We start from the raw sequence: 14,459 nt of genomic DNA on the forward strand, positions 1-14,459 counted from the left end.
CGACGCGCTACACTCCGCCCCCTCCTCTAGGCTGGGCGCGTGAAGGCCATTCGTCGATTCGCCGTCCGCCCCGCTCTTCCCGAGCGGCTCGCCGCCCTCGAGACCCTCGTCGGCAACCTCCGCTGGGTCTGGCACGAGCCCACCAGGGAGCTCTTCTCCGAGATCGCTCCTGGGGCCTGGGAGCACGCACAGCGCGACCCCACGGCGCTGTTCGCATCCGTGTCCCAGGAGCGGCTCGATGAATTGGCCGCGGATGACGGCTTCGTGCACCGCGCGAACGCGCTGCGCGACGACCTCGAGCGCTACCTCACGGAACCACGTTGGTACCAGAGCCTCGAGGGCGAGACCCCGGATTCGATCGCCTACTTCTCGCCGGAGTACGGCATCACGGCAGCGCTTCCTCAGTACTCCGGCGGCCTCGGTATTCTCGCGGGTGACCACTTGAAAAGCGCGTCCGACCTCGGCGTCCCGCTCGTCGCCGTCGGCCTCTTCTACCGATCCGGATATTTCAGTCAGTCGTTGTCGGCGGACGGCTGGCAGCAGGAGAGGTATCCGATCGTGGACCCGGACGGCTTGCCGCTCTCCGTCCTCCGACACCTCGACGGCACGCCGGTCGATGTCGTCCTGGCCATGCCGGACGGCAGATCGCTCAATTCGCGCGTCTGGACGGCGAGGGTGGGTCGCGTGACCCTCCTGCTTCTCGACACCGACGTGCCGGAGAACGACGCAGACCTCTGCCAGGTCACGGACCGGCTGTACGGGGGAGGGGAGGAACACCGTCTCCGGCAGGAGCTGCTCCTCGGGATCGGGGGCGTGCGCGCCATCAAGCAGTGGTGCGATCTCACGGGTGCCGCCTTCCCCGCCGTGTTCCACACGAACGAGGGGCATGCCGGATTCCTCGGTCTCGAGCGCATCTCGGACCTGGTCGGGGCCGGTCTCGGCTTCGGCGAGGCGCTCGAGGTGGTGCGTGGTGGCGCCGTGTTCACAACCCACACGCCCGTGCCGGCGGGGATCGACCGGTTCGACCCGGCCCTCATCCGCCGCTACTTCTCGACGGATCTCCTTCCCGGTGTCGAAGCCGACGAGGTACTCACCCTCGGCCAGGAGGAGGGCGGCGACGGCAGCCTGGGAGCGTTCAACATGGCCATCATGGGGTTCCGGCTCGCGCAGCGCGCCAACGGGGTGTCGCGTCTCCACGGTGAGGTCTCGCGTCGGATGTTCCGATCGCTCTGGCCGGGATTCGATGAGACCGACATCCCGATCGGCTCCATCACCAACGGTGTACACCCGGCGACGTGGACGAGTCCGCACCTCGCAGAGGTGGCTGAGCACGCGTGGGGTACCCGTGACACCACCGCCGTCGACTGGCGCGACGGCGCCGTGAGCGACGAGACCCTCTGGGAGACGAAGCGGCGGCTTCGGGCGGAGCTCGTGCACGCAGCCCGTCGCCGCGTGGAAGCGACGTGGATCTCACAGAATCCCGGCGGCGTCGTACCCGAGTGGGTCGGTCAGGTGCTCGATCCCGACGTGCTGACGATCGGCTTCGCACGCCGGGTCCCGACGTACAAGCGCCTCACTCTCATGCTCCACGACGAGGAGCGACTGCGTGCGCTCCTGCTCGATCCCGAGCGGCCCATCCAGATCGTCGTCGCCGGGAAGTCGCACCCCGCTGACGACGAAGGCAAGCGTCTCATCCAACAACTCGTCGAGTTCACGTCGGACCCCGCGGTCCGCTCGCGCATCGTCTTCCTCCCTGATTACGACATGGGGATGGCGAAGACGCTCTTCCCCGGCACCGACGTCTGGCTCAACAACCCGCTGCGGCCTCTCGAGGCGTGCGGCACGTCGGGCATGAAGGCGGCGCTCAACGGCTCGCTCAACCTTTCGATCCTCGATGGCTGGTGGAACGAGTTCTACGACGGCGCCAACGGGTGGGCGATCCCGACCGCCGCGGCGAACGTGTCGCCCGAAGAGCGCGATCGCATCGAGGCGTCGTCGCTCTACGAGCTCCTCGAGCATCACATCGCGCCGCGCTTCTACGACAGGGACGGCGGCGTCCCGCGGCAGTGGCTCACGTCCGTGAGGCACTCGCTCGCAACGCTCTCTCCGGCTCTCAGCGCCGATCGGATGCTGCGCGAGTACGTGGGGGCGTTGTACCGTCCGGCCTCCGTCGCCGCTGCACGGCTGTCGGAGTCCGGCTACCGGCGCGCGCGCGAGCTGGCCGCCTGGAAGCAGCGCGTCGTGTCGTCCTGGCCGCGCGTCGGGATCACACACGTCGAATCGGGCGGGCTCGACGTGACCCCGCAGGTGGGCGAGATGCTCCGTCTACGGGCGTATGTCGATCTCGGGGATCTGACGCCCGAGGACGTCCGCGTGGAACTCGTCTACGGCTCCGGCTCGGCTGAGGGCGAGCTCACCGAGGTCTCCACCCTGTCACTCGCCCCCCTCGCGGGTTCCGGTCCGGGCCGCGGTGCGGGAAGCGGCGGAACCGTCTACGGCGGGGAGCTCCGCCTCGAGCGCTCCGGCAACTTCGGCTACACGGTGCGAGTCGTCCCTCATCACCCGGATGTCGCGAGCGACGTCGAGATGGGACTCGTCGCGGTCGCCCAGTGAGAGACGTGCCGTGACGAGAGACGTGCCGTGACGAGAGACGTGCTGTGACGAGAGACGTGCTGTGACGGAGCGCTGTCTTCCCCCGAGAGCCAGAGCACGACGGCGGCGACCGGTCTCAGGACGTGGAGATCGACGCGGTCATGCCCCCGGTGAGTGCGAGGAGATCCGCGGGCGCGAGCTCGATCTCGAAGCCGCGCCGGCCACCGGACACGAAGAGTGTGTCCAGCACGGTGACGGACGAGTCGAGGACCGTGCGGTGGGTGTTCTTCTGGCCGAGGGGACTGATCCCGCCGAGGACGTAGCCCGTGCGCCTCTCGGCGACCGCGGGATCGGCCATCACCGCTCGCTTGCCACCGACCGCACGCGCGAGCGCACCGAGGTCGAGTCGCGACTCGACCGGGACGACGGCCACCACGATGGCGCCGTCGACGTCGGCGAGCAGGGTCTTGAAGACGTGCGATGGCGGGACGTCGAGTGCGTCGGCGGCTTCGAGTCCGAAGGACACCGAAGCGGGGTCGTGCGTGTACACGTGCCCGGTCCAGGGCGTCCCGGTCGCCTCGAGGGCCCGGGTCGCCGGCGTCGCCGGCGGACGCCGGGCCGACCGGCTCACGACACGACGCGGTAGAGCCGCATCGAGGTGCCCTCGATCCTCACCGACTCACCCGGCTCGTGCGCCGACACCACATCGGATGCGGGAGTGTCGTCCTCACTCGACCACAGCAGGTCGTACCGCAGCACGCCGTCGTGGTGCGGGAGGGTGACCCGGGTCGGGGACTCGGTGCCGTGGACGACGAGGAGCACGCGGTTGGGGCACTCCGTCTCCGGGGTCGACTCCGCGAGGTACTGGAGCGTCCGATGGCCGGCGCGCTGCCAGTCGTCCTCGCTCATCGTCCCGCCGTCGGCGTCGTACCAGTCCATCCGCGACGCGCCGGGCGTGCTCCCTCCCGGCCGGCCGTAGCGGGTCGGCCGCAGGGCGGGGTTCTCCGCCCGCAACCGGACGAGCGCTCGGGTGTGCTCCCGGAGGTCGACCTGCCAGGGAGCGAGTGTGTGGCTGAGCCAGGTGAGCTCGGAGTCGTGGCAGTAGGGGTTGTTGTTGCCCCGCTGCGATCGGCCGAACTCGTCGCCCGCCGTGATCATCGGGATGCCGGCGGACAGCAGCAGCGTGCCGAGCAGGTTGCGCATGGCCTTTCGGCGGGTGCCGAGGATCGACTCGTCGTCGGTGTCGCCTTCGGCGCCGTGGTTGAAGGACCTGTTGTTGTCGCTTCCGTCACGATTCGACTCGCCGTTGCCGACGTTGTGCTTGACGTCGTAGGAGACCAGATCGGCGAGGGTGAATCCGTCGTGAGCGGTGACGAAGTTGATCGACGCGAGCGGGCCGCGCTCGCTCGGGAAGGTGTTCGACGAGCCGGCGAGTCGCGTCGCGAACCCCCCGATTCCGGTTGGAGCATGATGGGCTCTTCGCATGTAGTCGATGTCGCTCAACCAGAAGTTGCGCACCCTGTCGCGGTAGCGATCGTTCCACTCGTGCCAGCCGTCCGGGAAGTTCCCCGTCTGCCAGCCACCCATGCCGACGTCCCACGGCTCGGCGATCATCTTGACCCCGGCGAGTTCCGGTGACTCGACGATCGATCGGATGAGCGGGTGGCCTGGTCGGAACTCGTGGGTCTCGTCACGCCCGAGGGCCGGTGCGAGGTCGAACCGGAACCCGTCGACCTGCACCTCATGGGACCAGTAGCGGAGGGAATCGAGGACGAGCCGTCGTGCGGCGTCGCGGGAGAAGTCGACCGTGTTGCCGGTACCCGCCGTATCGATGTAGTGGCCGTCATCGGTCTGGCGGTAGTAGCTCGAGTTGTCGAGACCACGGAGGCTCGTCGTCGGACCGCCCGGGCCCTCCTCGGCGGTGTGGTTGTAGACGACGTCGAGGATCACCTCGAGGCCCGCCTCGTGCAGGAGCTTCACCATGCCCTTGAACTCGCGGAGTACCGCCGAGGGGCCGTCGGCCTGCGCCCGCTTGGAGGCGTAGGTCGAGTGAGGCGTGAAGAAATTGAGGGTGTTGTAGCCCCAGTAGTTGGAGAGTCCTTGCTTGATGAGTCGTTGTTCCGAGACGAAGGCGTGCACCGGGAGCAGCTCGATCGTCGTGACGCCGAGGTCGCGCAGACGATCGATCGTCGCGGGGTGCGCGAGTCCCGCGTAGCTCCCTCGGAGCTCCTCTGGGACGTCCGGACTCAGTCGCGTGAGGCCCTTGAGGTGCGCTTCGTAGATCACCGTCCGATCGAGCGGGATCCGAGGCTTCTCGACGCCGCCGAAGTCGAAGGACTGATCGGGTACCGCCGACCGGTACACGCCGGGGGAGCGCCGGACGAGTCCGGTTCCCCACGGGTCGAGGAGGAACCGCGTGGGATCGAAGGCGTGGCGCGGTCCCGTCGGCCCGTCCGCCCGGAGTGCGTAGCGCGTCCCGACCCTGAGGCTGCGGGTCTTCGCCGACCACACACCCGATCCGAAGGATTGCAGGGGAACCGTCTTGACGATCCAGTCGAGGTCCGTGTCGTCGAAGATGACGAGTTCGACGGACGTCGCGTTCTCCGACCAGACGCGGATCTCGCCTCCCGACGAGGTGAGGCGAACGCCGAGGTCGCGGAGGGGATCAGCCGGTGTCATGCGTTCTACAGTAAAGGGGGCGGGTGTCCGCCACGTGACGGCTGTGAGCGGAGGATACTGATGGCGATCTACCTCGATCACTCGGCGACGACGCCCTTGCGCCCGGAGGCCGCCGCAGCGTGGCTCGAGGCGGCCGCGACCACCGGAAACTCCTCGTCCATCCACAGCCACGGCCAGGGGGCGCGGCGAGCGCTCGAGGACGCCCGCGAGACCATCGCGGGGACACTCGGTGTCGACGGGATCGAGGTGCTGTTCGTCTCGGGGGGGACCGAGGCCATCAACCTCGCGATCAAGGGCCTCTACTGGGCGCGGAACGCCACCGCCGAACGACCCGTGATCGTCACCTCACGCGGCGAGCACCATGCGACGCTCGATGCTGTCGAGTGGCTCTCGGAGCACGAGGGCGCTGACGTGGTGTGGCTGCGGCTCACCGACGACGGATCGGTCGACGCGGACAACCTCTCGGAGACGCTCGCGCGTCACGACGGCCGCGTGGCGCTCGTGACCGTGCTCGCCGCCAACAACGAGGTCGGGACCGTACAGCCGCTCGGTCCGCTCGCGCGAGCCACGACCGACGCCGGCGTTCCCCTCCACCTCGATGCCGTGGCCGCATACGGGCACGTGTCCGTGGACCTCGGCGCCGTGCGTGCGTCCGTCGGGGCGGTGGGTCCCGTCGGGCCGGTCGCGGTGTCCGTGTCCGCGCACAAGGTCGGGGGGCCGCAGGGGATCGGCGCCCTGGCACTGCATCGGAGCGCGACCGTCGAGCCGCTCCTCCACGGCGGCGGCCAGCAGCGCCGGTTACGGTCCGGGACGCAGGACATCGCCTCCGCCGTCGCCTTCGCGGCGGCCGCACGCGTCGCGAGCGGCGACCGCATGACGGAGGGCGCCCGATTGGCGTCGATGCGAGACCGGCTCGTCCACGGTGTCCTCGAGGCCGTGCCGGATGCGACGGTGAACGGCGCACCGCTCGAGAGTCGGGACGGTCCGACCCGGCTCCCCGGCAATGCGCATTTCTCGTTCCCCGGGTGTCAGGGCGACTCCGTCCTGTTCCTGCTCGACATGGCCGGGATCTCGGTGTCGACGGGGTCGGCCTGTCAAGCCGGCGTGCCGGAGCCCTCGCACGTCCTCCTCGCGATGGGCCGCCCCGAGGAGGTCGCGCGGTCGGCGGTGCGCGTCACCCTCGGCCACACGACCACGGAGGACGACGTGGACGCGTTCCTCCGAGTGATCCCGGACGTGATCCGTTCCGCTCGACGCGCGGGACTCTCGGAGCGCGACGTCGCCATCCGATGACGTGAGCCGCTCGGTCGTTCGGGACCGCCCGAGGGGAGCGCCCGTAGACTGGAGGGCATGAAGGTTCTCGCGGCGATGTCCGGTGGTGTGGATTCGGCCGTGGCAGCGGCACGTGCTGTCGATGCCGGGCACGACGTCGTCGGGGTGCACCTCGCGCTCAGCCGCATGCCCGGCACCTTGCGAACGGGCAGCCGCGGCTGCTGCACGATCGAGGATTCGATGGACGCGCAGCGCGCCGCGAACCTCATCGGGATCCCGTACTACGTCTGGGACTTCTCCGAGCGCTTCAAGCTCGACGTCGTGGACGATTTCGTCGCCGAGTACTCGGCCGGTCGCACGCCGAACCCGTGCATGCGCTGCAACGAGAAGATCAAGTTCGCGGCCCTGCTCGAGAAGGCGATCGATCTCGGGTTCGACGCCGTGTGCACGGGGCACTACGCGCGGCTCGAGCGGTCGACCGGCGGTGCCCTCGAGTTGCACCGTGCGAGCGACGAGGCCAAGGACCAGTCCTACGTCCTCGGAGTGCTCACCGCAGAGCAGCTGGCGCACTCGATGTTCCCCCTCGGTGACACGCCCTCGAAGGCTGTCGTACGGGCGGAGGCGGCTGCGCGGGGCCTCAGCGTGGCCGCGAAGCCCGACAGCCACGACATCTGCTTCATCCCCGACGGCGACACGCGGGGCTGGCTCGCCGAGCGCGTCGGCGCCGAGAACGGTGCCATCCTCGACAGGGAGGGCCGCGTGATCGGAGACCACGACGGTGCGCACGCCTTCACGGTCGGTCAGCGCCGCGGACTCCGGCTCGGCGTGCCCGCGGACGACGGCAAGCCGCGTTTCGTCCTCGAGGTGCGCCCCAAGACGAACGAGGTCGTCGTCGGACCCAAGGAGGCGCTCGCGATCGCGCAGATCGCCGGGCACCGCTTCTCCTGGGCGGGAAGGCCGCTCGACGAGCCGACCCACTGGTTCGACTGCGACGTGCAGATCCGCGCTCACGCTGACCCCGTGCCCGCCAGGGCGCGCGTTCAGGACGGCCGGGACGGAACCGAATTCGTCGTCGTTCCGACCGAGCCGCTCGACGGAGTCGCCCCCGGTCAGACCGCCGTCGTCTATCTCGGGACGCGCGTGCTCGGTCAGTTCACGATCGATCGGACCGTGAGCGCCGTCCCCGTGGGCGCGGCGTCGACAGCCGTCGGTTCCTGAGCCGACTCCCGTCCGGTCGTGACCTCCTCGAGGGCGCTCGTCGACCCCCGGGCGGTGTCGGGGGTCGTCCCTAGACTGAGTGCGTGAATGCGAACGATGCCGCTCCCACCATCTCCGCACCCGGCGGCGGCGCTCCCGACGGAGCGACCGCCGGTGCGACCGCCGCTCCCGACGAGCTGAGCCCCGAGGTGGCCGCGGAGGAGTGGGCGAGACTCTCGACGCACATCCTCGAACTGCGCGACGCGTATTACGAGCGCGACGAGGTCCTCGTGAGCGACGCGGAGTACGACGCGCTGCTGCGTCGTCTCGACGAGATCGAGCGACTGTTCCCAGAGCTGCAGAGTCAGGACAGCCCGACCCAGACCGTCGGCGGTCGCGCCCAGACGACGCTCTTCGCCCCGGTCACGCACGTCGAGCGCATGCTGAGCCTCGACAACGTGTTCTCGCCCGAGGAGTTCGATGCGTGGGCGGCCAAGGTCGTCGCGTCGAGCGGACGATCCGTCCGGTGGCTCTGCGAACTCAAGATCGACGGTCTCGCCATCAACCTCCGCTACGAGCGCGGACGCCTCACGACTGCGGCGACGCGCGGCGACGGCGTCGTGGGGGAGGACGTCACCGAGAACGTCCGCCGCATCGCCGTCATCCCCCAGCAGCTCGCGGGAGAGGGCCACCCCGACATCGTCGAGGTGCGCGGCGAGGTGTTCTTCCCCGTCGAGGCGTTCCGCGAGTTGAACGCCGAGCAGGCGGCAGCCGGTGAACGCGTCTTCGCCAATCCGAGAAACGCCGCGAGCGGATCCCTGCGGCAGAAGGCCGAGGGCAAGAACGCGAAAGGCATGGAACTGATGGAGCGGCGACTCGGCCGACTCGGCATGCTCGTGCACGGCATCGGCGCGTGGCAGAATCCTCCCGTCTCGAGCCAGTCCGAGGTCTACGAGCTCCTCGCATCGTGGGGGCTGCCCACCTCATCGCACTACCGCGTCGTCGACACGGCGGCCGACGCGGCCGACTTTATCCGGCGCACGGGTGAGAACCGCCATGCGGTCGAGCACGAGATCGACGGCGTCGTCGTCAAGGTCGACGAGTTGGCCCTGCACGACGAGCTCGGTGCGACGAGCAGGGCGCCGCGCTGGGCGATCGCCTACAAATATCCTCCCGAGCAGGTCAACACGAAGCTCCTCGACATCGTCGTGAGCGTGGGCCGCACGGGCAGGGCCACTCCGTTCGCCGTGATGGAGAAGGTGCGCGTGGCGGGGAGCGAGGTCCGCCAGGCCACGCTGCACAACCAGGACGTCGTCAAGGCGAAGGGCGTCCTGATCGGCGACACGGTCGTCCTGCGGAAGGCCGGCGACGTCATCCCCGAGGTTCTCGGCCCCGTCGTCGAACTGCGGGACGGCTCCGAACGAGAGTTCGTGATGCCCACGGAGTGCCCGGAGTGCGGGACGACCCTCGCCCCGGCGAAGGAGGGCGACGTCGACCTCCGCTGCCCGAACGCGCGGAGCTGCCCGGCGCAGGTCCGCGGGCGCGTCGAGCACATCGGGTCGCGGGGCGCCCTCGACGTCGAGGCCCTCGGCGAGGTCTCCGCAGCGGCCCTCACCCAGCCGTTCGTGCCGAGCGAGCCGCCGCTGCGGACGGAGGCTGGCCTGTTCTCCCTCACCGTGGCCGACCTCTTCCCGATCCAGGTGGTCGTCCGCGACAACGAGACAGGCTTGCCCAAGCTCCGCGAGGACGGGTCCGAGAAGACCGACACACCGTTCCGGCGACTGCGACGCAAGGGCGACGGTCCCTTCGATCCCGTCGCCGCGGAGTTCGACGGCGACGAAACGCACGTTCCCTCGAAGAATGCGGTCGAGCTCATCGCGAATCTCGAGGCCGCCAAGCAGAAGCCGTTGTGGCGCTTCCTCGTCGCACTCAGCATCCGTCATGTCGGCCCCGTCGCGGCGCGCGCCCTCGCCGACTGGTTCGGCTCCCTCGAGGCCATGCGCTCGGCGAGTCAGGAAGAGCTCGCAGCCGTCGAAGGCGTCGGACACACCATCGCCGACGCCCTCATCGAGTGGTTCTCGGTGGACTGGCACCAGGAGATCCTCGAGCAGTGGGCCGCCGACGGCGTGCCGTTCGCGACGCCCGGCCATCCCGGACCGGGCGCCGCGGCGAACGCGGGAGGGGTGCTCTCGGGCATCACGGTCGTCGCGACGGGGTCCCTCGAGGGTTTCACTCGAGAGGGCGCGCTCGAGGCGATCATCGCCGCGGGCGGCAAAGCGGCGTCGAGCGTGTCGAAGAAGACGGACTTCGTCGCGGCGGGTCCCGGTGCCGGGTCGAAGCTCGCGAAGGCCGAGGAGCTCGGCCTTCGGATCATCGACGCTGAGCAGTTCGCCCTGCTCGTGACCGAGGGGCCGACAGCGCTCGACGACTGATCGCGAGCGGGGTGGCCACCGGCGGCGAGGCCGAGCAGGACCCATCCCGCGCCGACCGCCCTCGCGGGAGCCGGCGGGCGTCCCTCAGCGCCTAGAATGGGCCGACACCCAGACATCCATCCGACGGAGATCCATGTCCGAAATCTCGGAGCAGCAGGTCGCGCATCTCGCGAACCTCGCCCGCATCGCCCTCACGCCCGAAGAGATCTCGAGCCTCACGAGTGAGCTCGACACGATCGTCGACAGCATCGCGAAGGTGCAGGAGGTCGCAACGCCCGACGTCCCCGCGACGAGCCACCCTGTCCCTCTCCAGAACGTCTTCCGTGACGACGTGGTCGGCCAGACCCTCACGACGGAGCAAGCCCTCGCCAACGCGCCGGAGAGCGCCGACGGCCGATTCAAGGTCTCGGCGATTCTGGGGGAGGAACAGTGAGCGAGCTCATCCGCAAATCCGCGAGCGAGCTCTCGCAGCTCCTGGGGTCCGGGGAGGTCAGCGCCGTCGAGGTGACGCGTGAACACCTCGACCGCATCGCCGCCGTCGACGGCGACGTCAACGCCTTCCTCCACGTCTCGAGCGACGCGCTCGACGTCGCCGCCTCGATCGATCAGCGACGTGCGGCCGGCGAAGAGCTCGGCCCGCTCGCCGGTGTGCCGCTCGCGGTCAAGGACGTGCTCGTCACCACCGACATGCCGTCGACTTCCGGCAGTCGCATCCTCGAGGGGTACATGTCGCCGTTCGACGCGACCGTCGTGGCGAAGTCGCGTACCGCCGGGCTCGTTCCGATCGGCAAGACGAACATGGACGAGTTCGCCATGGGCTCGTCGACCGAGCACTCCGCCTACGGTCCCACGCACAACCCGTGGGACCTCGACCGCATCCCCGGTGGCTCCGGAGGGGGTTCCGCAGCCGCCGTCGCCGCATTCGAGGCGCCGCTCGCGCTCGGAAGCGACACGGGCGGCTCGATCCGCCAGCCGGCTCACGTGACCGGGACCGTCGGCGTCAAGCCGACCTACGGGGGAGTGAGCCGTTACGGGGCGATCGCCCTCGCCTCGTCGCTCGACCAGGTGGGACCCGTGACGCGCACCGTGCTCGACGCCGGTCTGCTGCACGATGTGATCGGCGGGCACGACCCGCTCGACTCGACGTCGCTGCGTGACGAGTGGCCGTCGATGGCGGCAGCCGCTCGCGCGGGAGCCGAAAGGGGTTCGTTCGAGGGCCTCCGCGTCGGCGTCGTCGCACAGTTCACGGGTGACGGATTCCAGGCTGGCGTCCGCCGGCGCTACGAGGAGGCGCTCGCGCTCCTCGAGCGCAACGGTGCCGAACTCGTCGAGGTCAGCGCCCCGCACTTCGAGTACGCGATCGCCGCGTACTACCTGATCCTCCCCGCCGAGGCGTCCTCCAACCTCGCGAAGTTCGACTCCGTGCGCTTCGGGATGCGTGTCACGCCTCCGGGCGGCGGAACGGTCGAGCAGGTCATGTCCGCCACCCGAGAGGCCGGTTTCGGTCCCGAAGTGAAGCGCCGCATCATCCTCGGCACCTACGCCCTGAGCGCCGGCTATTACGACGCGTACTACGGGAGCGCCCAGAAGGTCCGCACGCTCATCCAGCGCGACTTCGAGAGCGCTTTCCAGTCGGTCGACGTCCTCGTGAGCCCGAGTGCCCCGACGACGGCCTTCAGGCTCGGCGAGAAGCTCGACGACCCCCTCGCGATGTACCTCAACGACATCACGACGATTCCGGCGAACCTCGCCGGAGTCCCCGCCATGAGCGTTCCCATCGGGCTCGCCCCGGAGGACGGTCTCCCCGTCGGGATCCAGTTCATGGCGCCCGTGCGTGAGGACGCTCGTCTGTACACCGCCGGGTCGGCACTCGAAGCACTGCTCCTCGAGCAGTGGGGGCACGGCCTCCTCGCCGAGGCACCAGAACTGGGAGGAAAGTGATGGCACGCGACCGCGTGATGGACTTCGACAAGGCTCTCGAACTCTTCGAGCCGGTGCTCGGCTTCGAGGTGCACGTCGAACTCAACACCAAGACGAAGATGTTCTCCGCGGCACCGAACGGCTTCGGCGACGCACCCAACACGAACATCTCCCCGGTGTGCCTCGGGCTCCCGGGTTCCCTGCCCGTCGTGAACGAACAGGCGGTGCGCTACTCCATCAGCCTCGGTCTCGCCCTCGGCTGCAGTATCGCCCCAATGTCGCGATTCGCGCGGAAGAACTACTTCTACCCGGATCTCGCGAAGAACTACCAGATCTCTCAGTTCGACGAGCCGATCGCGTTCGAGGGTCAGGTCGACGTGGAACTCGCGGACGGCAGCGTCCGCACGATTCCGATCGAGCGCGCCCACATGGAGGAGGACGCCGGCAAGCTCACCCACGTCGGCGGCGCGACCGGTCGTATCCAGGGGGCCGAGTACTCGCTCGTCGACTACAACCGCGCGGGCGTCCCGCTCGTCGAGATCGTGACGAAGCCCATCTTCGGGGCCGAGCACCAGGCGCCGGAGCTCGCGAAGGCGTACGTCGCGACGATCCGCGACATCGTCATCGCGCTCGGGATCTCCGACGCGCGCATGGAGCGCGGCAACCTCCGCTGCGACGCCAACGTCTCGTTGCGCCCCCGCGGGCAGGAGAAGCTCGGAACCCGGACCGAGACGAAGAACGTGAACTCGCTCCGTTCCGTCGAACGCGCTGTGCGCTACGAGATCCAGCGTCAGGCGGCGATCCTCGCCGACGGCGGCACGATCACGCAGGAGACGCGGCACTGGCACGAAGACACGGGAACGACGTCGGCGGGGCGCCCGAAGAGCGACGCCGACGACTACCGGTACTTCCCGGAGCCGGACCTGCTTCCCGTCGTCCCGTCGCCGGAGCTCATCGAGGAACTGCGGGCCGCTCTCCCCGAGGCGCCGGCGATCCGTCGTCGCCGCCTCAAGGAGACGTGGGGCTTCACGGACCTCGAGTTCCAGGACGTCGCGAACGGTGGCCTCATCGCCGAGGTCGAGCTGACGATCGCCGCGGGTGCGAGCCCCCAGGCCGCGCGGAAATGGTGGACCGGTGAGATCTCTCGGCTCGCGAACGTCAACGGGGTCGAGGCGACCTCGCTCGTCTCGCCGGAGAACGTCGCGGCGCTCGCTCGTCTCGTCGACGCCGGCACGCTGACCGACAAGCTCGCCCGTCAGGTGCTCGAGGGCGTCACCGCGGGTGAGGGCACACCTGAGGAGGTCGTTGAGAAGCGCGGCCTCGCCGTCGTCTCCGACGACGGAGCGCTCGTCGCGGCGATCGATGAGGCGCTCGCGGCGCAGCCCGATGTGCTCGCCAAGATCCAGGACGGCAAGGTCCAGGCCGCCGGCGCCGTGATCGGCGCGGTCATGAAGGCGATGCGTGGTCAAGCGGATGCCGCACGCGTCCGCGAACTCATCCTGGAACGGGCAGGCCAGGCGTAGTCCGGCGCGCCGACTCCGGCACGCCGTCGTCCGTCGTACCTTCGGTTGTCACATATCCGCTGGGTCACGGTCACGTGACCGCTGATATGTGACGACCGAACGGGCTCTTCCCGCTCGGACGTCGCATGTCAGCGCCGCGATGCGCCGACGGCCGCGGAATCGTGACAACCGACGGCGGGGAGGACGGCATCGCGGGTCAGCGGGGATCGCGACCGGTGAGAGCGAGCAGCCGCGTCTGCAGGGGAGCGCTGTCGTCGATCGGGACGGGGGGCGCGTAGAGGCCGCTCGCCTCGAGCGTGTCCCGCTGCGGCTCGAAGACCGTCCACACGGCCTCAATGAGCGTCTCGTCGAGGCGCTCGTCATCACCGATCGCCCGTGCGAGATCCCACGTGTGGATGGCGACGTCCGCGACCTGCTCCCGTAGGTAGTGGAGCGCCGTCACCGTGTCGTAGGACAGCTGGACGTGCTGTCGTTCGTCGTGGCTCCGCCACGCCTCGGCCGCGCGCTCCTGGTGCCGGTCCCAATCCGTCACGAGGTCGTCGCCGAGCGGGTCGATCATGAGGCGCGCCTGCCGGAGGGAGCGGCCGTCGAGGAGCGGTGGAACCCACTGCTGCTCCTCCGTGACGTGGGCGACGAGGGCTCGCACGTCCCACTCGACGTCGGGGGTCCGCGCGCTCCAGTCGGTCACCCGGTGAACGCGTCGGCCGAATTCCTCGCCCGCGATGCGCTGGAACCCCAGCCACTCCTCGTATCCGTACATGTCGCCTCCTGCACTCGAGCCTACGGAATGGCAACGTCTCGCGCGGAGCCGCATTCCCCGAGCGGACCGCAGCCGCCGCTGTAA

The 14,459-nt window shown here is 69.4% G+C and carries 10 protein-coding genes; 7 read left to right on the top strand and 3 right to left on the bottom strand.

Features of this window, described 5'->3' with window-relative positions:
• Window positions 1-39 precede the first annotated feature (39 nt).
• Window positions 40-2,613 carry an alpha-glucan family phosphorylase gene (glgP, locus tag ELQ92_RS09020; RefSeq protein ID WP_128498664.1) on the top strand — a complete coding sequence of 858 codons (2,574 nt, stop codon included), beginning with the start codon at window positions 40-42 and terminating at the stop codon, window positions 2,611-2,613.
• 115 nt (window positions 2,614-2,728) lie between these two features.
• Here the strand turns inward: glgP and ybaK are convergent, their stop codons facing one another.
• Together ybaK and glgX are read right to left on the bottom strand one after the other, a co-directional pair.
• Window positions 2,729-3,223, bottom strand: a complete 495-nt coding sequence (gene ybaK, locus ELQ92_RS09025) for a Cys-tRNA(Pro) deacylase (RefSeq protein ID WP_128498665.1) — start codon at window positions 3,221-3,223, stop codon at window positions 2,729-2,731.
• On the bottom strand, window positions 3,220-5,271 hold the full coding sequence (gene glgX, locus ELQ92_RS09030; RefSeq protein WP_128498666.1) for a glycogen debranching protein GlgX: 2,052 nt from the start codon (window positions 5,269-5,271) through the stop codon (window positions 3,220-3,222). Before glgX ends, ybaK begins: the two co-directional genes overlap by 4 nt.
• 60 nt (window positions 5,272-5,331) lie before the next feature.
• Here glgX and ELQ92_RS09035 point away from each other — a divergent pair, with 60 nt between their 5' ends.
• From ELQ92_RS09035 to gatB, 6 genes are all read left to right on the top strand, one after another.
• Complete coding sequence (locus ELQ92_RS09035) at window positions 5,332-6,564, top strand: cysteine desulfurase family protein (RefSeq protein ID WP_128498667.1); 1,233 nt, start codon at window positions 5,332-5,334, stop codon at window positions 6,562-6,564.
• Window positions 6,565-6,621: 57 nt separating this feature from the next.
• Window positions 6,622-7,761, top strand: a complete 1,140-nt coding sequence (gene mnmA, locus ELQ92_RS09040; RefSeq protein ID WP_128498668.1) for a tRNA 2-thiouridine(34) synthase MnmA — start codon at window positions 6,622-6,624, stop codon at window positions 7,759-7,761.
• 110 nt (window positions 7,762-7,871) lie between these two features.
• Window positions 7,872-10,172, top strand: a complete 2,301-nt coding sequence (gene ligA / locus ELQ92_RS09045; RefSeq protein ID WP_424980076.1) for an NAD-dependent DNA ligase LigA — start codon at window positions 7,872-7,874, stop codon at window positions 10,170-10,172.
• Window positions 10,173-10,305: 133 nt separating this feature from the next.
• The gene (gatC, locus tag ELQ92_RS09050) at window positions 10,306-10,605 is read left to right on the top strand and encodes an Asp-tRNA(Asn)/Glu-tRNA(Gln) amidotransferase subunit GatC (RefSeq protein WP_128494650.1); all 300 of its coding nucleotides are present in this window, start codon (window positions 10,306-10,308) and stop codon (window positions 10,603-10,605) included.
• Window positions 10,602-12,113, top strand: a complete 1,512-nt coding sequence (gene gatA / locus ELQ92_RS09055) for an Asp-tRNA(Asn)/Glu-tRNA(Gln) amidotransferase subunit GatA (RefSeq protein WP_128498669.1) — start codon at window positions 10,602-10,604, stop codon at window positions 12,111-12,113. Before gatC ends, gatA begins: the two co-directional genes overlap by 4 nt.
• Window positions 12,113-13,615, top strand: coding sequence for an Asp-tRNA(Asn)/Glu-tRNA(Gln) amidotransferase subunit GatB (gatB, locus tag ELQ92_RS09060; protein WP_128498670.1), 1,503 nt, complete (start codon window positions 12,113-12,115; stop codon window positions 13,613-13,615). The genes gatA and gatB overlap by 1 nt, the downstream gene beginning before the upstream one ends.
• A gap of 196 nt (window positions 13,616-13,811) precedes the next feature.
• Here the strand turns inward: gatB and ELQ92_RS09065 are convergent, their stop codons facing one another.
• Window positions 13,812-14,375: a TIGR03086 family metal-binding protein gene (locus ELQ92_RS09065; protein WP_128498671.1), complete on the bottom strand. Its 564-nt coding sequence runs from the start codon at window positions 14,373-14,375 to the stop codon at window positions 13,812-13,814.
• Window positions 14,376-14,459: the final 84 nt, after the last annotated feature.

It is taken from the genome of Labedella populi (assembly GCF_004078655.1).
GTDB lineage: Bacteria > Actinomycetota > Actinomycetes > Actinomycetales > Microbacteriaceae > Labedella > Labedella populi.

Coding starts and splice junctions, on each gene's coding strand:
- ELQ92_RS09035 (WP_128498667.1), top strand. CDS start 5,332: ATGGCGATCTACCTCGATCACTCGGCGACGACGCCCTTGCGCCCGGAG.
- gatC (WP_128494650.1), top strand. CDS start 10,306: ATGTCCGAAATCTCGGAGCAGCAGGTCGCGCATCTCGCGAACCTCGCC.
- glgX (WP_128498666.1), bottom strand. CDS start 5,271: ATGACACCGGCTGATCCCCTCCGCGACCTCGGCGTTCGCCTCACCTCG.
- gatB (WP_128498670.1), top strand. CDS start 12,113: ATGGCACGCGACCGCGTGATGGACTTCGACAAGGCTCTCGAACTCTTC.
- mnmA (WP_128498668.1), top strand. CDS start 6,622: ATGAAGGTTCTCGCGGCGATGTCCGGTGGTGTGGATTCGGCCGTGGCA.
- ELQ92_RS09065 (WP_128498671.1), bottom strand. CDS start 14,375: ATGTACGGATACGAGGAGTGGCTGGGGTTCCAGCGCATCGCGGGCGAG.